At 69.6% G+C, this 22546-nt stretch carries 21 protein-coding genes and 1 tRNA gene; 8 read left to right on the top strand and 14 right to left on the bottom strand.

Annotation, left to right across the window (positions count from 1 at the left end; all coding sequences use genetic code 11):
* Positions 1-45: 45 nt before the first annotated feature.
* The 4 genes from VGD44_RS04030 to VGD44_RS04015 form a co-directional block, all read right to left on the bottom strand.
* A complete protein-coding gene (locus VGD44_RS04030; protein WP_331084120.1) occupies positions 46-1281 on the bottom strand; it encodes an autotransporter outer membrane beta-barrel domain-containing protein in 1236 nt (411 codons plus the stop codon).
* Positions 1282-1310: 29 nt separating this feature from the next.
* A complete protein-coding gene (locus VGD44_RS04025; RefSeq protein WP_331084118.1) occupies positions 1311-3329 on the bottom strand; it encodes a caspase family protein in 2019 nt (672 codons plus the stop codon).
* A gap of 134 nt (positions 3330-3463) precedes the next feature.
* Positions 3464-3553 (bottom strand) — tRNA-Ser (locus VGD44_RS04020).
* 208 nt (positions 3554-3761) lie between these two features.
* Positions 3762-4034, bottom strand: a complete 273-nt coding sequence (locus VGD44_RS04015) for a sel1 repeat family protein (protein ID WP_331084116.1) — start codon at positions 4032-4034, stop codon at positions 3762-3764.
* Positions 4035-4309: 275 nt separating this feature from the next.
* Here VGD44_RS04015 and VGD44_RS04010 point away from each other — a divergent pair, with 275 nt between their 5' ends.
* Positions 4310-4903: an RcnB family protein gene (locus tag VGD44_RS04010; RefSeq protein WP_331084114.1), complete on the top strand. Its 594-nt coding sequence runs from the start codon at positions 4310-4312 to the stop codon at positions 4901-4903.
* Positions 4904-4906: 3 nt separating this feature from the next.
* Here VGD44_RS04010 and gatB read toward each other — a convergent pair whose 3' ends face one another.
* Positions 4907-6403, bottom strand: a complete 1497-nt coding sequence (gene gatB / locus VGD44_RS04005; protein WP_331084112.1) for an Asp-tRNA(Asn)/Glu-tRNA(Gln) amidotransferase subunit GatB — start codon at positions 6401-6403, stop codon at positions 4907-4909.
* Positions 6404-6535: 132 nt separating this feature from the next.
* On the opposite strand from gatB, the gene VGD44_RS04000 reads away from it, so the two are divergent.
* Entirely contained in the window at positions 6536-6904 is a 369-nt protein-coding gene (locus tag VGD44_RS04000) for a hypothetical protein (RefSeq protein WP_331084110.1), read from the top strand.
* 18 nt (positions 6905-6922) lie between these two features.
* On the opposite strand, the gene VGD44_RS03995 is transcribed toward VGD44_RS04000, so the two are convergent.
* The 4 genes from VGD44_RS03995 to VGD44_RS03980 all read right to left on the bottom strand — a co-directional run bounded on the left by VGD44_RS03995 (position 6923) and on the right by VGD44_RS03980 (position 10275).
* The gene (locus VGD44_RS03995) at positions 6923-7441 is read right to left on the bottom strand and encodes a TlpA disulfide reductase family protein (protein ID WP_331084108.1); all 519 of its coding nucleotides are present in this window, start codon (positions 7439-7441) and stop codon (positions 6923-6925) included.
* A 68-nt stretch (positions 7442-7509) separates the two neighbouring features.
* Entirely contained in the window at positions 7510-8982 is a 1473-nt protein-coding gene (gene gatA / locus VGD44_RS03990; RefSeq protein ID WP_331084106.1) for an Asp-tRNA(Asn)/Glu-tRNA(Gln) amidotransferase subunit GatA, read from the bottom strand.
* A gap of 2 nt (positions 8983-8984) precedes the next feature.
* Positions 8985-9272: an Asp-tRNA(Asn)/Glu-tRNA(Gln) amidotransferase subunit GatC gene (gene gatC / locus VGD44_RS03985; protein WP_331084104.1), complete on the bottom strand. Its 288-nt coding sequence runs from the start codon at positions 9270-9272 to the stop codon at positions 8985-8987.
* 79 nt (positions 9273-9351) lie between these two features.
* Positions 9352-10275 (bottom strand): sulfotransferase domain-containing protein, encoded by a 924-nt coding sequence (locus VGD44_RS03980; RefSeq protein WP_331084102.1) that lies wholly within the window; start codon positions 10273-10275, stop codon positions 9352-9354.
* A gap of 108 nt (positions 10276-10383) precedes the next feature.
* Here VGD44_RS03980 and ruvX point away from each other — a divergent pair, with 108 nt between their 5' ends.
* Entirely contained in the window at positions 10384-10851 is a 468-nt protein-coding gene (gene ruvX / locus VGD44_RS03975) for a Holliday junction resolvase RuvX (protein ID WP_331084100.1), read from the top strand.
* Positions 10852-11225: 374 nt separating this feature from the next.
* On the opposite strand, the gene VGD44_RS03970 is transcribed toward ruvX, so the two are convergent.
* Entirely contained in the window at positions 11226-11732 is a 507-nt protein-coding gene (locus VGD44_RS03970) for a DUF1993 domain-containing protein (RefSeq protein ID WP_331084098.1), read from the bottom strand.
* A gap of 136 nt (positions 11733-11868) precedes the next feature.
* Here VGD44_RS03970 and VGD44_RS03965 point away from each other — a divergent pair, with 136 nt between their 5' ends.
* A complete protein-coding gene (locus VGD44_RS03965) occupies positions 11869-12849 on the top strand; it encodes an aspartate carbamoyltransferase catalytic subunit (protein WP_331084097.1) in 981 nt (326 codons plus the stop codon).
* Positions 12846-14132 carry a dihydroorotase gene (gene pyrC / locus VGD44_RS03960; protein ID WP_331084096.1) on the top strand — a complete coding sequence of 429 codons (1287 nt, stop codon included), beginning with the start codon at positions 12846-12848 and terminating at the stop codon, positions 14130-14132. Before VGD44_RS03965 ends, pyrC begins: the two co-directional genes overlap by 4 nt.
* A 24-nt stretch (positions 14133-14156) precedes the next feature.
* On the opposite strand, the gene VGD44_RS03955 is transcribed toward pyrC, so the two are convergent.
* From VGD44_RS03955 to VGD44_RS03940, 4 genes are all read right to left on the bottom strand, one after another.
* The gene (locus VGD44_RS03955) at positions 14157-14528 is read right to left on the bottom strand and encodes a cupin domain-containing protein (RefSeq protein WP_331084094.1); all 372 of its coding nucleotides are present in this window, start codon (positions 14526-14528) and stop codon (positions 14157-14159) included.
* Positions 14529-14609: 81 nt separating this feature from the next.
* Positions 14610-16049: a methyl-accepting chemotaxis protein gene (locus VGD44_RS03950; protein ID WP_331084092.1), complete on the bottom strand. Its 1440-nt coding sequence runs from the start codon at positions 16047-16049 to the stop codon at positions 14610-14612.
* Positions 16050-16211: 162 nt separating this feature from the next.
* Positions 16212-16646 carry a chemotaxis protein CheW gene (locus VGD44_RS03945; RefSeq protein WP_331084090.1) on the bottom strand — a complete coding sequence of 145 codons (435 nt, stop codon included), beginning with the start codon at positions 16644-16646 and terminating at the stop codon, positions 16212-16214.
* Positions 16647-16675: 29 nt separating this feature from the next.
* The gene (locus VGD44_RS03940; protein WP_331084087.1) at positions 16676-18163 is read right to left on the bottom strand and encodes a methyl-accepting chemotaxis protein; all 1488 of its coding nucleotides are present in this window, start codon (positions 18161-18163) and stop codon (positions 16676-16678) included.
* Positions 18164-18487: 324 nt separating this feature from the next.
* On the opposite strand from VGD44_RS03940, the gene plsY reads away from it, so the two are divergent.
* The 3 genes from plsY to topA all read left to right on the top strand — a co-directional run.
* A complete protein-coding gene (plsY, locus tag VGD44_RS03935; RefSeq protein WP_331084085.1) occupies positions 18488-19138 on the top strand; it encodes a glycerol-3-phosphate 1-O-acyltransferase PlsY in 651 nt (216 codons plus the stop codon).
* A complete protein-coding gene (gene dprA, locus VGD44_RS03930; protein WP_331084083.1) occupies positions 19135-20226 on the top strand; it encodes a DNA-processing protein DprA in 1092 nt (363 codons plus the stop codon). Before plsY ends, dprA begins: the two co-directional genes overlap by 4 nt.
* A gap of 101 nt (positions 20227-20327) precedes the next feature.
* Positions 20328-22546 (top strand): type I DNA topoisomerase (gene topA, locus VGD44_RS03925; RefSeq protein WP_331084081.1); only part of this gene is annotated, 2219 nt, incomplete at its 3' end.

The following is a 22546-nucleotide window of genomic DNA, read 5'->3' as shown; positions in this document are numbered from 1 at the left end:
CCCGGCGGCATGGGATCACGGCGACGTGGCGTCATCCAAGCCGGCTCAGAACTCCACGCGCAGGCCGGCGGTCACCCGGTGACGCGAGGCGTCCGAGTAGCCGAGCAGGGCCTCGTAGTCGACGTACGGCATCCAGCCGTTCGGCAGGACGAACAGCAGACCCGCACCGACGTTGAAGCTGTTGCGGTCTGGCGGGTCGTTTCGGACGGCGAAGGTGTTCCGCGCCGGATCAAGCAGCAGCGACGTCGTGGTCGTGCGCGGATCGTCATCGAACTCGTGCTCGTACTCGAAGCGCGCCTGCGGCAGCACCACGCCCCACGGCTGGCTGACGGCGTAGGAGGCCCGCAGGCCCAGGATCGACACTACGGAGGTGCTCTTGGTCTTCGACACGGAAAGGCCCAGTCCCGTGCCCCCGTCGTTCTCGAGATAGCTGTCCACCTTGGACTTCGTCAGCCGCAGGCGCGCGTAGGGACCGAGGCTGAACGCGCCCATCTCGGCGTCGTAGCCGAAGCCCACCGAGCCGAAATACTCGCGTCCGTCCGGCGAGGCGGTGGCCCGGACGTTCGTCTGGGGGATGAGCCGGTTGCTCTCCTGGAACGTGGCGTTGCGGCGCAGGTCATAGTCGGTGAAGCCGACGCCCACTGTAGCGTCCACATAGACCTGGGGTCCGAGCGGGGCCGTGCCGAAGACCGTGACGGTGATGTCGTCGGCGCCTATTCCGCCCGCGTCCTCCTGCGGCGTGAAGGCGTTGCCAGGCAGGTTGGCGTCGAAGTCGGACGAGGAGTCACCGAAGCCGATCGTCACGCCCACCACGCCGCCCGAACCCATCCGATAGTCGAGCCCGACGGTAACCCGCGTCGCGTCGCCGTCGTAGCCGCGCTCGTTGACGAAGGCGGCGCGGTCCTGCTCCGACCATTCCCCCTGCACGCTGCCGAACAGGCTGAAACCGCCCGCCGCACGCGGCCCCCCGTCCTGGGCCTCGTCGCGGACGCCCTCCAGCCGCCGCTCGGTGGCGACCGCCAGCGCCTGGGCGCGCGCAAGCGCCGAGCTGCCGGTCACCGAGGTCTGGTTGGGGTTGAGCGAGGACTCACTGTCGGTCGAGAGCTGGCCGCCGCGCGACGCTGTGCAAAGCGCCGCCAGCGCGCCCGTGGCCCCGGCGCAGGCGGAGAAGAAGTGGGACTGGTAGGCCGGATTGCCCGGCTGGGCCTGGGCCGCGCCGGCGCCCGCCAGACCGACGAGGCCCGCGGCTGCGGCGGCGCTCATGCGATTTCCGATGCTCATGCCTCGACCCTCCAAAGGCGTGCGTCCGTTCAGTTTCTCGCGACGAAGAAGAAGTCTCCCGCCTCGTGGCCGGCGAACCGGATGGGCGCGTAGACCGGCACCTGGTCGATGCTGGCCGCGGCCGCCGTGACGGCGACCCGTTGCGTGACGGCCTGGGCCAGCCGCTGACTCTCCAGGATGCCGCTGTTCTCCCGCAGCGCCGAGATGAAGGCCTGGGCGAACACCGAGTGGTCCCCGCCCCCGCCGTCGAGCACCGGCTGCACGCCGCCTGACGTCAGCACCACCCGCGCCCGCTTGGTGGCCATGGCCTTCAGCCAGCGCAGCCGCTCCTCTTCCGACATCCCCGCGTCGAGTCGGGCGATGGCGGCGCGGGTGAGCACGCCCGAGTAGCAGCTGTCCGCCACCAGCAGGATCTGCTTGGCGGTCATGGCGTTGAGCACGTCGGTGATCTGGATCGACGAGATCCAGTTGGCCGAGGAGTTGGTCTCGGCGTCGACCGGCAGCCAGTAGCCGCGGTTGTTCACCCGATCGAGCTCGCCGTGACCGGCGTAGTAGATCAGCAGGTTGTCGCCCTCGCTGAGCTGTTCGCGCAGCTGGTTCAGGGCGGAGAGCAACTGGTAGCGGTCGGCGTTGATCAGCAGGGTGGTCTTGAAGCCGTAGCGGCCGCGCAGGATCTCGTCGACCGTGCGGGCGTCGTGGACCGCGGTCTCCAGCGCCTGCAGGTGACGGTAGGCGTTGTTGCCGATGATCAGCGCGTGGTAGCGGCCGAAGGCGAACTCGGCCGGCGAAACGCGCTCGACCCCGCCCCCGCCGCGCGGATCGGACGGCCTTGCCGCGGCCTGGTCGCGCTGGGCCTTCTCGGCCTGCAGTCGCGCAAGGTCGGTCTTCAGGGCGTCCAGCCGGGCCAGGCTGTCGGCCAGTTCCGCTTCCCGCGCCTGCAACCGGCCTTCGACCTGCGCGCGTTCCAGCGCCGAGCGACCCTGCACGCGGGCAAGTTCGCGCCGCAGCCGCTCCACCTCCGCCCGCTGCGCGTCCGCGCGCGCCTGACCGCCGACGCGCTCGGCCTCGGCAGCCTTGAGGCGCTCATCCAGCGCCGCGGCCTGGGCCCGGGCGGCCTGGACCTCGGCCTGGGCCGCGGAAACCTCGGCCACGCGGCGGGCCTCCGCGCCCTCCAGCCGGCGCTGCAGCGCGCCGGACTGCGTCTCCAGGTCGGACATCGCGGCGCGGGCCAGCCGCAGCTCGGCGTCGCGCGCCTCCACGGCGCGGCGCTGGATGTCGAGCTCGCGGCGCAGGCCCTCGAGCTGAGTCGTGTCGGAGGTACGGCGCGCCTGGGACTCGTAGGCCTGGGTGCGCAGGGCAAGCTCGCGCCGCGCCGCCTCCAGGTCCTGCAGGCCGCTCTCCACGGCCGAGCGTTCGCGCGCCAGGCGGCCCTTCAAGGCCTCCAGCTCGGCTTCCAAGCGCCGCCGTTCGCCGCGCTCGGCCTCCAGCTCGCGCTGCAACGCCTCGCGCTCGGACTTCAGCGTCTCGATCGCCTCTACGGGCACGTACGGAACCTGCGCCGCCGACAGGCCGGAGGCCCGGCGGTACCACTCGGCTGCCTTGGCCGGATCGCGCGGTACGCCCAGCCCACGTTCGTAGAGGGCGCCCAGGTTGACCTGGGCCCGGGCCGAACCCTGCTCGGCGGCGAGCTGGTACCACTGCACGGCAAGGTCCGGTTGCGCCTGACCCCCGACGCCCTTCTCGAAGATTTCGCCGAGGTTCGTCTGCGCCTCGACGTCGCCCGCCTTGGCCAGCGGCAGCCAGACGTTGACGGCGCTGGCCAGAGTCGCCCGGTCGGCGGCGGTGTACTCCCCGCCACGGACGGCGCAGCCGGCGGCGGTGATCTTCACGGCGCGACGGGCTGTGACGTAGGTGGCCCGGGCGCCGAGCCGCTGGACCCTGCCCGGCAGCAGGCAATCTACGATCAGCAGGCTCTCGGCCCTGGACGGCGCGGCGTTCGGCGCAGCAGCCGGCGCGGACGCAGCCGAGAGCGCGCCCAATCCAAGCAACGCACATGCCCCGGCGCGTATCCGGCTCGGCGCGACCAACGTCTTCCCCCGCCTGACCAAGCAGCCGAGATCAGGGATACCAGCGCTCACCGAGCACGGAAACCCGCTTTGCGCGACTGCGTGTCAGGAGGAAGTGGCGGTGACGGAGGGATTCGAACCCTCGATACCCTTTCGAGTATGACGATTTAGCAAACCGTTGCCTTCAGCCACTCGGCCACGTCACCGGCGCCGCGACGCCGGTCGGGAGTCGCGGGAGCGGGGTTCTTAGCGGAGGAAGCGGGCTCTGCCTAGCCGCTCGCGCGGGTCATCTTGACCCGCCGGGACAGGCCATGGCCTTCGCTCATGTGCCCGTCGTCCGGCGCGACGCCGGCACGGCAGGACATCGCGTCGCAGCCAGGTTCGCGCCGCCTGGCCGGCGGTCGGATCTTCAGCTCAGCCCTGGGCCAGCCACTGGCGGGCTTGGCGCTGGGCCTCGGCCACGTCTTCCGACGCCATCTCGTCGGCGATTTCCTTGCGGTAGACCTTGGCTTCCACCGAGCCGCGCATCGCGGCCAGGTTGAACAGCATGTGGGCCGAAACGTAGTCGAGCGGGGCTCCGCCCTGGCCCGTGGAATAGAGCAGTCCGAGGCGGAACAGCTCGTCACCCGTCGCGTCCGGAGTCGGCAGCGGCAGGCCATCGGACTTCATGTCGATGCTCGCCAGCATGGTCTTTGTCCTTGTCGCCGGCGAGCCCGATTTTCGAGCCCTTCACCGGCCTACGAGTGAAGAGAACCAAGCCTGCGCTGAACACATGGTTAAAGGCGCGGTTGTCATATTGTCAGGAAGCCCGGGTGGGACACCCTGCCGCACTGGCGTATCTTGTTATGCGGACGCCTCCCTCAGGCACTCTGCGGGCCTGTTGCACAAGACGGCGCACGCACGGCAAAGCTTGCCTTTCGTTCAGGGAGAGTTCAGGCAACCCCCGCCATGGTCCGGCCACGATGAAGCGCCTGCTCCTCATGATGGCCGCCGTGGCCAGCGTGATCGCCGCGACCCCGGCGGCCGTGGCGTATGCGCGCGACGACGGCCAGGGCCGCCGCGCCGAGAGCCAGGGTCGCGGCCGCGGCCCGTCCGCCGAGCGTGGCGGCGGCCGGCGGTACGAAGGCGATCGCGGCGGCGGACGCCAGTACGAGCGCGGCCGGCCCGGCGGCGAACGCCGGGTCGAGGAAGACCGCCCTCGCCCGCGCTACGAGGACGATCGGCGCGGCCGCGTGCCGGCCCTGGGCTACGGCGACGAGCGGCGAGCCCGCCGCTACGAGGACGAGCCGCCACGCTACGAGGCCCGCCCCCGCGACGACGACCGTCCCCGTTATGGGTATGACGGGGGCCCGCGACGCCCGCCCCAGGGCTTCGCCCCAGCGCCGTCGGCCCGCCGCGGCGGCTATCTGCCGCGCAGCTTCAGCGGCGAGATCGTGGACGATTACCGGCGCTACCGGCTGCGCACGCCGCCGGCGGGCTTCGCCTGGGTGCGCGTCGGCAACGGCTTTGCGCTGGTCTCCATGGCCGACGGCCAGATCTTCGACATGGTGCAGTAGGGCCTAGAGCCCCAGCTTCGCCCGCAGCAGTTGGTTGACCGTGCCGGGGTTCGCCTTGCCGCCGGTCTCCTTCATCACCTGGCCCACGAACCAGCCGATGGCCTGCGGCTTCTCCTTCACCGCGGCCGCCTGTCCGGGGTTGGCGGCGATCAGCTTGTCGACGATGGCCTCCAGGGCGCCGGTGTCGCTGACCTGCTTCAGACCCTGCTTCTCGACGATCTCGGAGGCCGAGCCCTCGCCCAGCCACATGCGCTCGAACACGTCCTTGGCGATCTTGGAGGAGATGACCCCTTCCTCGATCAGCTGGACCAGCTCGGCTATGGCGCCCGGGAAGACCGGGCTGTTCTCGATCTCGATCCCGCCCGCCGTCAGCTTGGCGGCCAGGTCGTTGGTCACCCAGTTGGCGACCAGCTTGGCGTCGCGGCCCTTGGCGGCGGCTTCGTAGTAGTCGGCCCTCGCCTGCTCGCTGATCAGCACGCCGGCGTCATAGCCCGACAGGCCATACTGCGACTGGAAGCGCGCCTTCTTGGCGTCGGGCAGCTCGGGCAGCTGGGCCTCGATGCGCTTGATCCACGCCGGATCCAGCACCAGCGGCAGCAGGTCCGGGTCCGGGAAATATCGGTAGTCGTGCGCTTCTTCCTTCGAGCGCATGGACCGCGTCTCGCCCTTGCCGGGGTCGAACAGCCGGGTCTCCTGGTCGATCTTGCCGCCGTCCTCCAGGATCTCGATCTGGCGGCGGGCTTCGTACTCGATCGCCTGCTGGATGAAGCGGAACGAGTTGACGTTCTTGATCTCGCAGCGCGTGCCCAGGTGGCTGAAGTCGCCGGTCTCGCGGTACTTCTCGTAGGCGCCGGGGCGGCAGACCGAGACGTTCACGTCGGCGCGCAGGTTGCCTTTCTCCATGTCGCCGTCGCACGAGCCCAGGTAGATCAGGATGGTGCGGAGCTTCTTCACGTAGGCGGCCGCCTCCTCCGACGAGCGCATGTCGGGCTTCGACACGATCTCCATCAGGGCGGTGCCCGCGCGGTTCAGGTCGACGTAGGTGGCGTTGGGATCCTGGTCGTGCAGGCTCTTGCCGGCGTCCTGCTCCAGGTGGAGCCGCTCGATGCGCACGGTGAAGGTCGAGCCGTCGTCGCGCTCGACGATCACCTCGCCCTCGCCCACGATCGGGTGCTGGTACTGGCTGATCTGATAGCCCTGCGGCAGGTCGGGGTAGAAATAGTTCTTCCGGTCGAACCGCGACCACTCGTTGATCTGCGCCTTCAGGCCCAGGCCGGTCTTGACCGCCTGCTCCACGCAGTGGCGGTTGATGACCGGCAGCATGCCGGGCATGGCCGCGTCCACCAGGCTGACCTGAGCGTTGGGACCCGCGCCGAAACCCACGGCCGCCCCCGAGAACAACTTGGCGTTGGAGGCCACCTGGGCATGCACCTCCAGGCCGAGGACGATCTCCCACGGACCGGTGCGGCCCTGGATCAGCTTGCTGTTCGTATCGCTCATGCGCGGGTGTTACCGAACACGGGCGGAATCTGCCAGCGCGCGCACATGCCCTCTTGCGCTTTTCGCTCGAATTGGACTCAACCTTGCGCGCGTCTTAACGGCGCTAAGACCGGGGAAATAAGGAACACCCATATGAAGAGCATCGCCCTCGCCGCCGCGTTCGCCATGGCTGCGACCGCGCCGGCCATCGCGCAGGAGCACAAGGATCACGCCCCGGCTGCCGCGCCTGCGGCCGCGCCTGCCGCCGCGCCGGAGGCTGCGCCCGCCGCCGCGCCGGAGGCTGCGCCCGCCTCGGGCAAGCTGTCGGTCGAGACCACGCCGATCAGCGAGATCATCAAGAACGAGAAGGCCAAGGCCGCGCTCGAGAAGGCCCTGCCGCCGATCAGCCAGTTCTATGACCAGATCGCGACCATGACGCTCAGCCAGGTCGCCCCCATGAGCCAGGGCGCCATCGACGACGCCAAGCTCAAGGAAATCCAGGCCGAGTTCGACAAGCTCTAGGACTTGTGCGGCCGCCCGCTACGGCGCGGCGGCCGCGGCTTCCTGCGGGACGGGTTCGGCCAGCATCGGCGCCACCAGGGCCTCGAGGCTCGCCGCCGTGAACGCGCCCGCCTTGGCGTAGCGCACGACGCCCGCCCTATCGATCACATAGTTCGTGGGCACGGCCCCCTTGATCGTGCCGTAGCCGCTTCCCTTCAGCTTCTCGACCAGCGGGAACTTCAGCGTGTCGGCCAGGAAGCGGAGCCGGTGATAGGGCACGTTCTTGTCGAGCGTGACCGCATAGACCGCCAGCGGCGCCCCGCGGTGGCGGCGCACGAAGCGGTCGATTTCGGGGATCTCGTTGCGGCACGGCGCGCACCAGGTCGCCCAGTAATTCAGGATCACGACCTTGCCGCGCAGGCTCTCGAACGGGACCTGCTCGCCCTCGTAGGTCACGATCACGAACTTCGGCGCGGGCTTGCCCACCTTGGCGGCATGGGCCGGCCCCGCCGCCAGCAGCAGCGCGAGCGCCAGCGCGCCGCTTCGCAGAATGGACAAAGGCGCCCCCCGGAGACTTCAAGCCGAGGCTGCAGAGGGCCCCGGCTCAAGTCAAGCTTGCGGGGACGCTACCACCACTTCGCGGGCTTGCCGCGGAAGTCGGCGGCCTTCTCGATGGCCGAGCCAAGCGAGAACAGCGTGCCCTCGTCGAGGTTGCGGCCGATGAGCTGCAGGCCCAGCGGCAGGCCCTGGGCGTCGACGCCAGCCGGGACGCTCATGCCCGGCAGGCCGGCCAGGTTCACCGTCACCGTGAAGATGTCGTTCAGGTACATCGCCACCGGGTCGTCGGACTTCTCGCCCAGGGCGAAGGCGGCCGAAGGCGCGGTCGGCGTCAGCAGCGCGTCCACCTTCTCCCAGGCCTGGTCGAAGTCGTCGGCGATGCGCTTCCGCACCTTCAGCGCCTTCAGGTAGTAGGCGTCGTAGTAGCCCGCCGAGAGCACGTAGGTGCCGATCAGGATCCGGCGCTTAACCTCGGCGCCGAAGCCCTCGGCGCGGGTGTTCTCGTAGGTCTCGGTCAGGTTGGCGCCGTCGACGCGCAGGCCGTAGCGCATGCCGTCGTAGCGGGCGAGGTTCGACGAGGCCTCGGCCGGCGCGATGATGTAATAAGCCGGCAGCGCGTACTTGGTGTGCGGCAGGCTGACCTCCACGATCTCGCAGCCGGCCTCCTTCAGCCAGGCTATCCCCTGCTCCCAGAGGGCATCGATCTCGGCGGGCATGCCGTCGACGCGGTACTCCTTCGGGATCCCCACGCGCAGGCCCTTCACCGACTTGCCGCAGAAGCTGGGGAAGTCCGGGACCTCGACCGGCAGGCTGGTGGAGTCCTTCGGGTCGTGGCCCGACATGGACTTCAAGAGGATCGCGGCGTCCTCGACCGAGCGGGCCATCGGGCCGGCCTGGTCCAGCGACGAGGCGAAGGCGACGATGCCCCAGCGCGAACAGCGGCCGTAGGTGGGCTTGATGCCGACCGTGCCGGTGAACGCCGCAGGCTGGCGGATCGAGCCGCCGGTGTCGGTGGCCGTGGCCCCCAGGCACAGATCGGCGGCGACGGCGGCGGCTGAGCCACCCGAGGAGCCGCCGGGCGTGAGGTTGACGTTCGCGCCCTTCACCCGCCACGGGTTCGCCACCGGCCCCCAGGCGGAGGTCTCGTTGGACGAACCCATCGCGAACTCGTCCATGTTGAGCTTGCCCAGCATGACGGCGCCGTCGCGCCAGAGCTGGGACGTGACGGTGCTCTCGTAGGCGGGCTTGAAGCCGCGCAGGATCTTCGAGCCCGCGGTCGACTGCACGCCTTCGGTGCAGAACAGGTCCTTGACCCCCAGCGGCGCGCCTTCCAGCGGCCCGGCCGCCCCCTTTGCGCGGCGCGCGTCGGCCGCCTTGGCCATCTCGAGGGCCTTGTGCGGCGTCTCGACCACGAAGGCGTTCAGCGGCCGCGACGCTTCGATGGCCTTGAGGTGCGCGCTCGTGATCTCCTCGGACGAGAAGTCGCCCTTGGCCATGCCGTCGAGGGCGGCCTTCAGCGTGAGCCCGGTGAGTTCGGACATGGCTATTCCACCACCTTCGGCACGATGAAGAAGTCCTTCGCCGCCTTGGGCGCATTACCCAGCACCCTGGCCGGGTCGCCGCCATCGGTGACGACGTCGTCACGCATCGGCAGCGTGGTGTGCACCGACGTGGTCATGGGCTCGACGCCGTCGGTGTCGACCTCGTTGAGCTGCTCGATCCAGTTCAGGATGCCGGAGAGCTCCCTGGCCAGTGGCTCCAGCTTCTCTTCGGGCTCGGCGATGCGCGCCAGCCTCGCGACCTTCCGGACGGTCGCGGCGTCGATGGCCATTGGGGCCTCCTAGAATTAGAGGCCGTGGGTTAGCCGCGGCAGGGGTCCTTTTGCAAGCGATCCCCGTCGCGAGCCACGATCAGGCCGCCGATCGGGCCTCCTCGCCCTCTCCTGTAGCCAGCCAGTGGGCGCATTCGGCCCCCAGCTCGGCTAACGCCTTCGCCTCGTAGCGTGCGCAGTCCTCCGCCGTGAGGACGTCGCGCCAGCGCCCGTTGACGCCCTTGTTGATAAAGGTGGTCGCGCCGCCTTCGAAGATCGCGCCGCCCAGCGGGGCCACGTTGGCGGCGTTGCGTTTCATGTAGTCGAACGAGCAGTGCTCGAGGATCGTCGGCCACTTGTCCTCGGGGATGTCGCACTCCAGGAAGGCGGCGATCCGCCGGATCTCGCCCTCAGGATCGGCCTTCAGCGCGTTGAAGTGCACCAGCTCGACGTTCGGCAGGTCGCGGTACGCCCACCAGGTGGCAATGTTCTCCCAGTAGGACCAGAACGGCTGCCCGTCGTTCTCCAGCCAATGCAGGAAGTAGCGGCGAATGTCCGGGTCGGGCCGCGGCATGGGCGGGCCTACGCGGCCGGGCGTCTCGTTCAGGAGCTGATACCAGAGCTCGTTGCCGTTCGAGTGGTGGTTGTAGAGGCTCCAGACCACGTCCCGGCCGTCACGCGCGACATAGAGGTACTTGGCCTTCGGCGAGAAGGTCAGGGCGTCCAGCGGCAGGTGGGTCTTGACGATCCGGCGATGGGTCTGGGCCTCGAGCTGCTCCAGCGTGTCCGGCGGCATCACGCGCAGGTCCAGCCAGGGCGATAGCGCGTGGATCGCCACGTCCTCGGCGCCGCCGAACACGAGTTGGCCCACGATCTGCTGGGTCCAGGTCGTGCCCGACTTGGCGTAGGTGGCCACGATCACGTCGTCGTCTCGGAACCGGAAACGGTCCCAGATCGTGGAGTCCATGTGGTTGTTGTGCAGCTCGCGGGCCTTCACGGGCCAGGCGATGGGGGCGTCCGCCAACGGCTTGCTCCTTCGTTTCGAGGCCGCAGCTGATACGGCCAGCCGGCGTGGCGCTACAATGTGCGAGTTCGCCGAACCGTTGTGCGGAATTGCTGCTATGAGCCGGCGATGCCCGTCGTCGATCTCCTCGAGCTGCCCGCCCTCCTGCCCCGCTACGCCGCCGTGGTGGGACTGGACCTGGGTGAGAAGACGATCGGGGTCGCCGTGTCGGACGCCGGCCGCTCAATCGCGAGCCCGCTGGGCCTGATCCGCAAGACCAAGTTCACCGACGATCTGGCCGCGCTCGTACGGATGATGGAGAGCCGCGAGGCCCAGGCCATCGTCATCGGCCTTCCCGTCAACATGGACGGCACCGAGGGGCCGCGCGCGCAGTCCTGCCGCGCGTTCGCTCGCAACGTCCTGCGCGTGAAGGACCTGCCGATCGCCTTCTGGGACGAGCGGATGTCGTCCATGGCCGTCAACCGCATGCTGATCGACGAAGCCGACACCACCCGCGCCCGCCGCGCCGAGGTGGTCGACAAGGCCGCCGCCGCGTGGATCCTGCAGGGCGCACTGGACCGCCTAAGGAATGGCTAGCGTCGACTGACGGCCGTGTGCGCACTCACGAAATAACCACACCAAATCACGTGGAATTGGTCGCGGCGCCCTCCTACCCATCGAGAAAGAGGCGTAGAATAACAAAGCGGCTGCTGAGTAAAAGGCCGCTGCAGCCGCGTTCGAGGTCCTGTTCGGCCTTTCGTGAGGACGCCTGCTATGAGAACTCCGAACTTGCACTTGCCGCGGTTTTCGCGGCCGCATCTTGCGGAGGCTCGCCTTGACCCGCTTCCGCGCGCCACCCGCTTCTCTCTGTGGGGACGGCCCATTGGCCGGCTCGATATCCTGGCCCTGGTGCTGGCCGTGACCCTTGCGGCGGCGGTCGCCGTGGCGTTCTGGGCGCAGGGCTAGGCGGGCTAGAGCCCGCCCGCGAACAGGTCCGGCTTGCCGATCTGGACGCCCTTGTGGCGCAGGATCCCGTACGCCGTTGAAAGGTGGAAATAGAAGTTGGTGGTGGCGAAGCCCGTCAGCCACTGGCCGGCCGGCAGCGTGGGCTCCATCATGCCGAGGTTGAACGTCACGGGCGCGGCGTCGCGGCCCGCGAACTGCTCGGCCTTGAGGCCAGCCAGATAGGCCTTCGCGTTGGCGATCTCGGCCCGGTAGCCCGCGAGGTCCAGGTCCTCGGGGATGTTCTCCGGAACCGGCAGCCCCGCCGCCCGCGCCGGCCACTGCTTGGAGAAGTTGGTCACCACGATCGTCTGGAAGCTCAGCGGGTTCATGTCGTCGATCAGCCGCCAGTCCAGCATCTCGGCCTCGGAGACCCCCTTCGAGGCGGCGAACTCGGCGCCCTTGGCGAGCAGGTGGTCCAGGGTGGTCAGGCCCTTGGAATAGAGATCGACGAAGGTGAAAAGGCAGACGGTCACGGTTTCCCCCGGTGATGCTTGTCGACGATGTAGGGATGCGCCGACCCGTCGCGCAACGCGGGTCCTGCAGGAAGTTGGGGATCAGCCGTTGCGGTCCCTTCCCATTCGCGGCCGGGTCACCTAAACGGGCGCTTTAATGACCGGCGCCCCTCCTGGCCTGAACGAGGTCCTGCAAAGGACCTTCTCCTTCCCCAAACGCCATTTCCTGTCCGCCACCGACCTCAACGAGGTGGAGGTGGCGAACCTGCTGGACCTGGCCGACGGCTTCGTCAGCCTCAACAGGCAGACCGCGAAGAAGCTCGACCTGCTCAAGGGTCGGACGCTGATGAACCTGTTCTTCGAGAACTCGACGCGGACGCAGAGCTCTTTCGAGCTGGCCGGCAAGCGGCTGGGCGCCGACGTGGTCAACATGAGCCCGCGCTCGTCCTCGATCTCCAAGGGCGAGACCCTGATCGACACGGCGGTGACGCTGAACGCGATGCAGCCCGACCTGCTGGTCGTGCGCCATTCGTCCTCGGGCGCCGCCTCGCTGCTGTCGCAGAAGGTGGGTTGCTCGGTTATCAACGCCGGCGACGGCCAGCACGAGCATCCGACCCAGGCGCTCCTGGACGCGCTCTCGATGCGCCGCGCGTTCGGCCACATCGCGGGCTTGAGCGTCGCCATCTGCGGCGACGTCATGCACAGCCGCGTGGCGCGCTCGAACATCGCCATGCTGCAAATGCTGGGCGCCAACGTCCGCCTGGTCGGTCCGCCGACCCTGATCCCCTCGGCCGCCGACCGCTGGAACGTTGAGGTCTTCCACGACCTGCGAAAGGGCATCGCCGGCTGCGACGTGGTGATGATGCTGCGCCTGCAGCTGGAGCGGATGGACGGGGTGATGGCGCCTTCGCAGCGCGAGTACTTCCGGTTCTTCGGCCTGGACCGCGAGAAGCTGGCGCTGGCTGCGCCGCACGTGCGGGTGATGCACCCGGGCCCGATGAACCGCGGGGTGGAGATCGACTCCGACGTCGCCGACGACCTGTCGGTCAGCCTGATCCAGGACCAGGTGGAGATGGGCGTCGCCGCGCGCATGGCCGTGCTGACCTCGCTGGCGGCCCGCCTGGAGAACGAGCGTTGAGGCCCATCGCGATTACCAACGCCCGCCTCGTCGACCCGGCGTCGGGCTACGACGGCCCGGGCGGCGTCATCGTCACCGAAGGCGTCATCGCCGACGTCGCCCGCGGCGGCGGCCTCGGGAAACTCTCCTCCGACGTGGAGGTGATCGACGCCGGCGGCGCGCTGCTGGTCCCCGGCCTGGTCGACATCCGGGTGAAGACGGGCGAGCCCGGCTTCGAGCCGAAGGAGACGCTGAAGTCCGCCGCCCAGGCCGCGGCGGCCGGCGGCGTCACCACCATGGTCCTGCAGCCCGACACGCATCCGGTGATGGACGAGCCGGCCGTCGTGGACTTCGTGCTGCGCCGCGCCCGCGACATCGAGCTGGTCAACGTCTATCCCGCCGGCGCCGCCACCAAGGGCTGCGCGGGCGAGCGGATGGCCGAGATCGGCCTGATGCACGAGGCGGGCTGCCTCTATGTGACCGACGCCGACCGCCCGATCGTCGATTCCAAGCTGCTGCGCCGGGTGCTGAGCTACGCCAAGTCGTTCGGCGTGCCGGTGGCGCACCGGCCGGCCGACCCCTGGCTGTCGACGGGCGCCGCCGCGAGCGAGGGCGAGTTCGCCGCGCGCATGGGCCTGCCGTCGGTTCCGGCCGTCGCCGAGCGGATCATGCTGGAGCGCGACCTCGCGCTGGTGGAGCTGACCGGCGCGCCGTTCATCGTCGACCAGGTGACCACGGCCGGGGCGCTGGAGAGCCTGAGGCGCGGGCTGGACCGCGGCCTCCCGGTGACGGCGACCACGTCGATCAACCACCTGTCGTTCAACGAGATCGACATCGGCGACTACCGCACCTTCTGCAAGCTGGACCCGCCGCTGCGCAGCGAGGACGACCGCCAGGCGGTGATCGAGGCGGTGGCCTCGGGCCTGATCCAGGTGATCGTGTCCGCACACGCCCCGGCCCCGGCCGAGGACAAGCGGCTGCCCTACGACGAGGCGGCCCCGGGCGCGGTGGGGCTGCAGACCCTGCTGCCCGCCCTGTTGGCCTTCCACCACGATGGCCAGATCCCGCTGATCGACCTGATCCGCACGGTCACCGTGGCCCCGGCGACGCTGCTGGGCCTGGCGGCCGGGCGGATCGCCAAGGGCGCGCCGGCCGACCTGGTGCTCTGCGACCTCAACGCCCCCGTCGTCATCGATGCCGACAAGCTGCTCTCGAAGTCTAAGAACTCGCCCTTCGACGGCCGGCGGCTGCAGGGCAAGGTGCTGCGGACGATCGTCGACGGCCGGACGGTCTACGCGGGCTGACAGCCCCGGACTGCGGCCTGGAGCCTAGCTCCCGGTCGGCACGACGCTCGCCTTTTCCACCATGAGCAGGACCACCCGGCCGCGGGCGTGGGGGAAGTGCATGACACCGCGCGGCACGGTGAAGCCCTGGTGCGGGCCGAGGCTGACGATGCGGTCCTCGAGCTCGATGTCGAGGCGGCCCTCCAGCACGAAGAAGAACTCGTCCTCCTCGTCGTGCTTGTGCCAGTGGAAGTCGCCCTCCAGTACGCCCAGGCGTACGACGGCGTCATTCACCTCGGTCAGGGTGCGGTTCCACCAGGGCTGCGTCGCCGCGGCGATCGCGCCCACGTCGATGTGGGTCGCCTGCGGGAACATGACATCGGTCTCGATGTCGTAGCGGGCTTCGGTCGTGGCCATCGGGCGCCTCCTGGTCACCCTGAAACCTGGGCGTTCCGGCCCGCGCCGCAAGAGCCAGTTCCCGCCTCTCGGCGCCTCGCCCTAGAACTCCAGCCACTCCCCCTGCCCTCGGCCGCCCACCGCGGCGCGGAGCGTCTTCTGCAGGCCGTGGGCGTCCTGGCGCGCGGGCGCAGGCCTGGTCTGCGACTCGTCGCCGAACTCGAACTGCGACATCAGCTCGCCCAGCTCGATGGCCTCACGCTTGAGCTGGGCCGCCGCGGCCGTCGCCTGGCCTACCATGGCGGCGTTCTGCTGGGTGACGCTGTCCATCTGGTTCACGGCGCTGTTCACCTCGCCCAGGCCGGTCGACTGCTCGCGTGCGGACTGGGCGATCTCGGAGACGAGGCCGTCGATGCTGGCCACCCGCTCGACGATGGCGTTCAGCGCCTTGCCGGTCTCGCCGACCAGGCCCACGCCGCGGTCCACCTGCTGCGACGAGGCCGAGATCAGCGCCTTGATCTCCTTGGCCGCTTCCGCCGAGCGCTGGGCGAGTGCACGTACCTCGGAGGCCACGACCGCGAACCCCTTGCCTGCGTCGCCCGCCCGGGCCGCTTCGACGCCGGCGTTCAGGGCCAGCAGGTTGGTCTGGAAGGCGATCTCGTCGATCACGCCGATGATCGAGGAGATCTTGCCGGCGCTCTGCTGGATGTCGTGGATCGCGTTCACGGCCTCGCGGACCACGCCGCCCGACCGCTCGGCCTCGCCGCGGGCGTCGGACGCCACCTCGAACGCCTCCTGGGCGCCGGTCGAGCTGCGCTTCACGGTCGCGGTGATCTGGTCCAGCGCCGCGGCGGTCTCCTCCAGGCTCGCGGCCTGCTGCTCGGTGCGGCGCGAAAGGTCGTCGGCCGCCGAGGCGATCTCGTCGGCGCCGTTGCGGATCACCTGGGTGGTGGAGCGCACGGCGCCCATCACCGCTCGCAGGCTGGAGGCGGCGCTGTTGAAGTCGTCGCGGATCCGCGAATACGCGCCCTTGAGGTCGGCGTCGATCGAGACGGTGAGGTCGCCCTTCGCCAGGCGGCTCAGGCCTTCGGCAAGCGCGTCGACCACCTGGGCCTGGGCCTTTTCGGTGGCCTCGCGCTCTTCGTCGCGGCGGAAGCGCTCCTGCTCGGCGGCGCTGATGTCGGTGGCGAACTTCACCACCCGGACCGGCCGGCCGGACTCGTCGAGGATCGGGTTGTAGGAGGTCTGCAGCCACACGGGACGTCCGTCCTTGGCCACGCGGCGGAACTTGCGCGCGATGAACTCGCCGCGGCCCAACGCCTTCCAGAACTCGCGGTAGTCCTCCGTCTGGACGGCCTTCGGCTCGACGAAGATCGAGTGGTGGCGGCCGACGATCTCGGCTTCCCTATATCCCATGGTCTCGAGGAACTTCGGGTTGGCGCGCACGATCGTGCCGTCCAGCTCGAACTCGATCACCGCCATCGTGCGGTGGACCGCGGCGAGCATCGCCTGCAGGTCATGGAACTCGGTCGCGTCGGCCACCTTCTTCCTGCCAGCGCGCGCAAACAACTTCATAGCTTCCCCTCGAACGCCCCCGGCTGCCGTTTCGGAGCGCACCGAACTGTCGAACGCAAACTTGCCCGAGAAACTTAACCATCCCTGAAATCTGGGAACGCCGCCGATCCAGCGGCCGCTCATCCCGCCTCAAGCCGCCGCGAGAGCCTCCTGCGGCAACAGGGCCCGCACGCTCAGGCGGCCGAGGATTCGGCCTTCGAGAGGGATCAGGGCGTCGACGAACACCTCGTCATCCACACTGCCCTCGTAGCGCGGCGGCGGCTGCAACTGCGCGAGGTCCAGCATCATGGTCTCCTGCACGGCGTCCACGAGCAGGCCCGCCGGGCGGTCCTCGTTGTGAACGACCACGATGACGTGGCGCCCCGTGACCTCGGTGACGCCCAGGCCCAGCCGCGCGCGCAGGTCCAGCACTGGCATGACGGCGCCCCGCAGGTTGATCACGCCCAGCACGTAGTCCGGGGCCTGCGGCAGCGGCGTCGAGGCGGTGAAGCCGCGGATCTCCCGCACCGAGCCGATGTCGATGCAGAAGGCGTGACCCGCCACTTCCAGGAGAATGATCTCCATCCTCCCTGCGGCGAGGTGCGAGGGCGACATCAGAATTCGTCCCAGTCGCCTGCCCCGCGACCGCCGACGGCGACGCGCAGCTGCCGCTGCAGGCCGGGTGCGTCGTTGCGAGGCCGTTCGGTCCGCGAGGCGCCCCGCCGGGTTTGCGCCGGCTGGCCGACTTCGAAGCGCCCCACCAGCCCGTCCAGTTCGAGGGCTTCACGCTTCAGCTGGGCGGCGGCGGCCGTGGCCTCCTCGACCATCGCGGCGTTCTGCTGGGTGACGCTGTCCATCTGGTTCACGGCCGAGTTCACCTGGCCGAGACCGGTCGCCTGCTCCTGCGCCGACTGGGCGATCTCCGACACCAGACTGTCGATGCTGGTGACGCGTTCGACGATCGCGCCCAGGGCCTTGCCGGTATCGGTGACGAGGCGCACGCCGCGCTCGACCTGCGCGCTCGACGCCGAGATCAGCGCCTTGATCTCCTTGGCCGCTTCCGCGGAGCGCTGCGCCAGGGCCCGGACTTCCGAGGCCACGACCGCGAAGCCCTTGCCGGCGTCGCCCGCACGCGCCGCTTCGACGCCGGCGTTCAGGGCCAGCAGGTTGGTCTGGAAGGCGATCTCGTCGATCACGCCGATGATGTTCGTGATCTGCGCCGAACTCTGCTGGATGTCGTGGATGGCCGAGACCGCCTCACGGACCACCTCGCCCGACCGCTCAGCCTCGGAACGCGCGCCGGACGCCACGTCGGATGCTTCGCGAGCCCCCTCGGCGCTGCGCTTCACGGTCGCGGTGATTTCGTCGAGCGCCGCGGCGGTCTCCTCGAGGCTGGCCGCCTGCTGCTCGGTGCGGCGGGACAGATCGTCGGAGGCCGACGAGATCTCGTCGGCGCCGCCCCGGATGGCGCCCGTGGTCTGCAGCACCGACCCCAGGGTGGATCGGAGGCTGGACGTGGCGCTGTTGAAGTCCTCACGGATGCGGGCGTAGGCGCCGTGGAACTCCGCCGAGATCGTGGTGGTGAGGTCGCCTTCGGAAAGGCCCTTCAGACCGGTCGCCAGCGCTGTCACGACGTGGTTCTGCTCGCGCTCGGTCGTGGCGCGCTCGGCGTCGTTGCGGGCCCGCTCGTGTTCGGCGGCCGTGATGTCGGTCGCGAACTTCACCACCCGCACGGGCTTGCCGCTCTCGTCCAGGACGGGGTTGTAGGACGCCTGGATCCAGACCTCGGCCCCGCCCTTGCCCAGTCGGCGGAACTTGGCGGCGACGAATTCGCCCCGGTTCAGCGTCTGCCAGAAGTCGCGATAGGCGGTGCTGGACGCTTCCTGCGGATCCACGAACATGGCGTGACGGCGCCCGATCACCTCGGATTCCGTATAGCCCAGGGTGTCGAGGAAGTTCTTGTTGGCGCGCACGATCGTGCCGTCCAGCTCGAACTCGATCACGGCCTGCGACCGCTCGATCGCCGCGACCATGCCCTCGAGTCCGCGCACATAGGCCCGGTCGGCCTTCTTCGCGCCAGACGCGCCCGCAAACAATTTCATGTTTCTCCCTCGATCTCGACCGCCCGCGGCGCGCGAGCGGATCACGGTGTTCCGCGAATGAGGTTAACGTCGGGGCGCCCTAACGAGATCTGAATCCGCGAGAAGAACGCTCGTTCAAGACTGCGAATATCCCGGTTTTATCTACATTCGAGCCGTTTTGTCGCAGGCGCCTCGGCACAAACCAAGATATCGCAGGCCACTATACTGCAACCGCAGGTGTCCCAGGGGTTCGGTCAACCGTCTGGCGCGCAGCTTCGGCGTGTCGGAGGACAGTTCCCCAAATGTTCCTGATAGGCTAGGTATGGCCCCGGATAGGGAGGGTTCATGTCCGAAGTACTCAGCCCCGCGTGGATCGGCGCGGCCCTGGTCGGCGGCTATCTCTTGGGATCGATCCCGTTCGGCGTCATCGCCACGAAGCTGGGCGGCGCGGGCGACCTGCGCACGATCGGCTCGGGCAACATCGGAGCCACCAACGTGCTGCGCACGGGCCGCCGCGACCTGGCGCTGATCACCCTGCTGGGCGACGGCGGAAAGGGCGCGCTGGCGGTGCTCCTGGCGTGGCTGGCCACGCGCGACGGCACGGTCGAGCAACAGGCGGTGCTCACGTCGCTCGCGGCGGGCGCGGCCTTCCTGGGCCATCTGTTTCCCGTCTGGCTGAGGTTCAAGGGCGGCAAGGGCGTGGCGACCTTCCTGGGCACCATGCTGGCGGCGGCATGGCCCGTGGGCCTGCTCGCCGCGGCGACCTGGCTGGTCGTGGCCTTCCTGTTCCGGATCTCGTCGCTGGCGGCGCTGGTGGCGGTGGCGCTCGCGCCCGCGGTGGCGCTGCTGCTGGGCCGGCCACACGCCATCGCGCTGCTCGCACTCTTCATGGCGCTTCTCGTCTATATCCGGCACGCCGAGAACATCCGCCGGCTTGTGAAGGGCGAGGAGCCGCGGATCGGCGGCAAGAAGGCCCAAGAGGGCGCGCAGGTTTGATCCGCGAGCTCTCGGCCGCCGAGCGGCGCGACTGGCTCAGGCTGGCGCGCACGGAGAACGTCGGCGCTGTCACCTTCGACCAGTTGATCGGGCGCTTCGGCGAGGCCTCGCTGGCGCTCGCCGCCCTGCCCGACCTCGCCCGGCGCGGCGGCCGCAGCGGCCTGCGGGTGGCAAGCGTGGCGCAGGCCGAGCAGGAGCTGACCGACGGCGCGGCCCTCGGCGCGCGCCTCATCGCGTCGTGCGAGCCTGACTTCCCGCAGGCGCTGGCGGCGCTGGATCCACCGCCGCCGGTGATCTGGACCCGCGGCGACGTCCGCCTCCTCGACCGCCGCACGGTCGCCATCGTCGGCGCGCGGGTCGCGTCGGCCGCCGGCCAGCGTTTCGCCCGCGGACTCGCCGCCGAGCTGGGCGCAGCCGGCCACGCCATCGTCTCGGGCATGGCCCGCGGCATCGACGCGGCCGCCCACGAGGGCTCGCTGCCCACGGGGACGGTCGCCGTGCTCGCCGGGGGCATCGACGACGTCTACCCGCCCGAGCACCGCGGTCTCTACGAGCGCATCGTCGAGACCGGCTGCGTTGTCTCGGAGAGCGAACCCGGCCGCACCGCCGTCGCCCGCGACTTCCCGCGCCGCAACCGCATCATCGCCGGCCTCTCGCGCGCCGTCGTCGTGGTGGAAGCCGAATTCCGCTCCGGCTCCCTGATCACCGCCCGCCTCGCCAACGAACAGGGCCGCGAGGTGTTGGCCGTCCCGGGCTCGCCGCTCGATCCGCGCGCCAAGGGAACCAACGACCTGATCCGCCAGGGCGCCGCCATCTGCGAGGGCGCAGACGACGTGCTGCGGGCGCTGGAGGGACTCACGGGCTTCAGTGAGCCCGACCGGCCGGTGTTCCGCCCCGCACCCTGCGCCGAACCGGACGACACCCTGCGTAATCGCTTGGACGACCTCCTCTCCCCAACGCCGGTCTCCCGTGACGAACTGGTCCGCGCCGCGGGCGCGCCGGCCCCGCTTGTGCTGGCCGCCCTGACCGAGCTGGCGCTCGCCGGACGCGCCGAACTGCTGCCGGGCGGAATGGTCGCGAAGTCATGAGCCCCTATGGGGCTCTCTCGCCCTGTGCGAATCCGGGCCGTTGACAGTGTGTGGGGAGCACGCCCACCTTCCGCGCTCTTTTGGGACAGACACACCTTTAAATGAACGTCGTCATCGTCGAGAGCCCGGCCAAGGCCAAGACCATCAACAAGTACCTGGGCTCTGACTACAAGGTGCTCGCCTCATACGGCCACGTCCGCGACCTCCCCGCGAAGGACGGTTCGGTGCGCCCCGACGAGGACTTCGAGATGTCGTGGGAGGTGGACGGCAAGGCCGCCAAGCGCCTTGCCGAGATCGCCGACGCGGCCAAGGGCGCCGACCGCCTGATCCTCGCCACCGACCCCGACCGCGAAGGCGAGGCGATCAGCTGGCACGTGCTGGAGGTGCTGCAGAAGAAGCGGGCGCTGAAGGGCGCCCACGTGCAGCGGGTCGTCTTCAACGCCATCACCAAGGCCGCCGTCACCGAGGCGATGGCCAATCCGCGCGACCTCGACATGGAGTTGGTCGAGGCCTACCTCGCCCGCCGCGCGCTGGACTATCTGGTGGGCTTCACCCTCTCGCCGATCCTCTGGCGCAAGCTGCCGGGCTCGCGCTCGGCCGGCCGGGTGCAGTCGGTGGCGCTGCGCATCATCGTCGACCGCGAGCTCGAGATCGAGCGGTTCAGGACCCAGGAGTACTGGACGGTCGAGGCAGACGTCGCCGCCGGCGGCGACCCCTTCACGGCGCGCCTCGTGAAGCATGAGGGCAAGCGGCTCACCAAGTTCGACCTGGCCAACGAGACCAGCGCCTTCGCCGCCCGCGACGCGGTCAAGGCCGGGGCGTTCAAGGTCACCAGCGTCGAGCGGAAGCCCGGTCGCCGCTCGCCGCCGCCGCCCTTCACCACCTCGACCCTGCAGCAGGAAGCCGCCCGCAAGCTGGGCTTCAACGCGCAGCGCACGATGCAGGCCGCCCAGAAGCTCTACGAGGGCATCGACATCGGCGGCGAGACGGTGGGCCTGATCACCTATATGCGGACCGACGGCGTGCAGACCGCGCCCGAGGCGCTGGACGAGGCCCGCGTCGTGATCAACGGCCTCTACGGCAAGGAGTACGTGCCGGAGAAGGCGCGCATCTACTCGACCAAGGCGAAGAACGCCCAGGAGGCCCACGAGGCCATCCGCCCCACCAGCCTCGGCCGCAACCCCGGCAAGCTGCGCCTGGAGGGCGACCTCGGCCGGCTCTACGAGCTGATCTGGAAGCGCATGATCGCCTCGCAAATGGAAGCGGCGCGGATCGAGGACACCAACATCAACCTCGACAGCGCCGACGGCCAGACGGGCCTGCGCGCCACCGGCCGGGTGGTGACCTTCCCGGGCTACCTCGCGGTCTACGAAGAAGGCAAGGACGACCCGGAGGACGAAGAGTCCGGCCGCCTGCCGCAGGTGGCCGATGGCGCCGCGGCCAATGTCCGGGCCGCCAAGGCCGACCAGCACTTCACCGAACCGCCGCCGCGCTATTCCGAGGCCAGCCTCGTGAAGAAGATGGAGGAGCTCGGCATCGGGCGGCCCTCCACCTACGCCTCGATCCTGACGGTGCTGCGCGACCGCGCCTATGTCCGCATGGAGAAGCAGCGGTTCGTGCCCGAGGACAAGGGCCGGCTGCTGTGCGCCTTCCTCGAGGAGTTCTTCGGCCGCTACGTGGAGTACGACTTCACCGCGAGCCTGGAGGAACGCCTCGACCTGGTCTCGGCCGGCGACCTCGACTGGAAGGTGCTGCTGCGAGAGTTCTGGGCCGACTTCAACGCCAAGATCGGCGAGATGGGCGAGCTGCGGATGAGCGACGTGCTCACCGCGCTCGACGCCACGCTCGGCCCGCACCTGTTCCCCGAGAAGCCCGACGGCTCCGACCCGCGCGCCTGCCCGGTCTGCAACTCGGGCCGCATGGGGCTGAAGTCCAGCCGCTTCGGACCGTTCCTGGGCTGCTCCAACTACCCCGAGTGCCGCCACACCCGCCCGCTCACCGTCGAGAACGGCGAGGACGCGCAGGAGAGCGGCGACCGCGAACTGGGGGTCGATCCCGTCACCGGCGAGACCGTCTACCTGAAGTCCGGCCGCTTCGGGCCTTACGTGCAGCTCGGTGAAGGCGAGAAGCCCAAGCGGTCCAGCCTGCCCAAGGGCTGGAGCGCGCCCGACATGGACCTGGAAAAGGCGCTGCGCCTGCTTCGACTGCCGCGAGAGGTCGGGAACCATCCGGAGGACGGCAAGCCGATCCTGGCCGGCATCGGCAAGTTCGGACCCTTCGTGCTGCACGATGGGACCTACGCCAATCTGTCCTCGGTCGA

This window comes from Phenylobacterium sp. (assembly GCF_036402295.1).
Lineage (GTDB): Bacteria > Pseudomonadota > Alphaproteobacteria > Caulobacterales > Caulobacteraceae > Phenylobacterium.
Note: the sequence above shows the minus strand (reverse complement) of the source record. Positions and strands in the feature narration are given on the sequence as shown.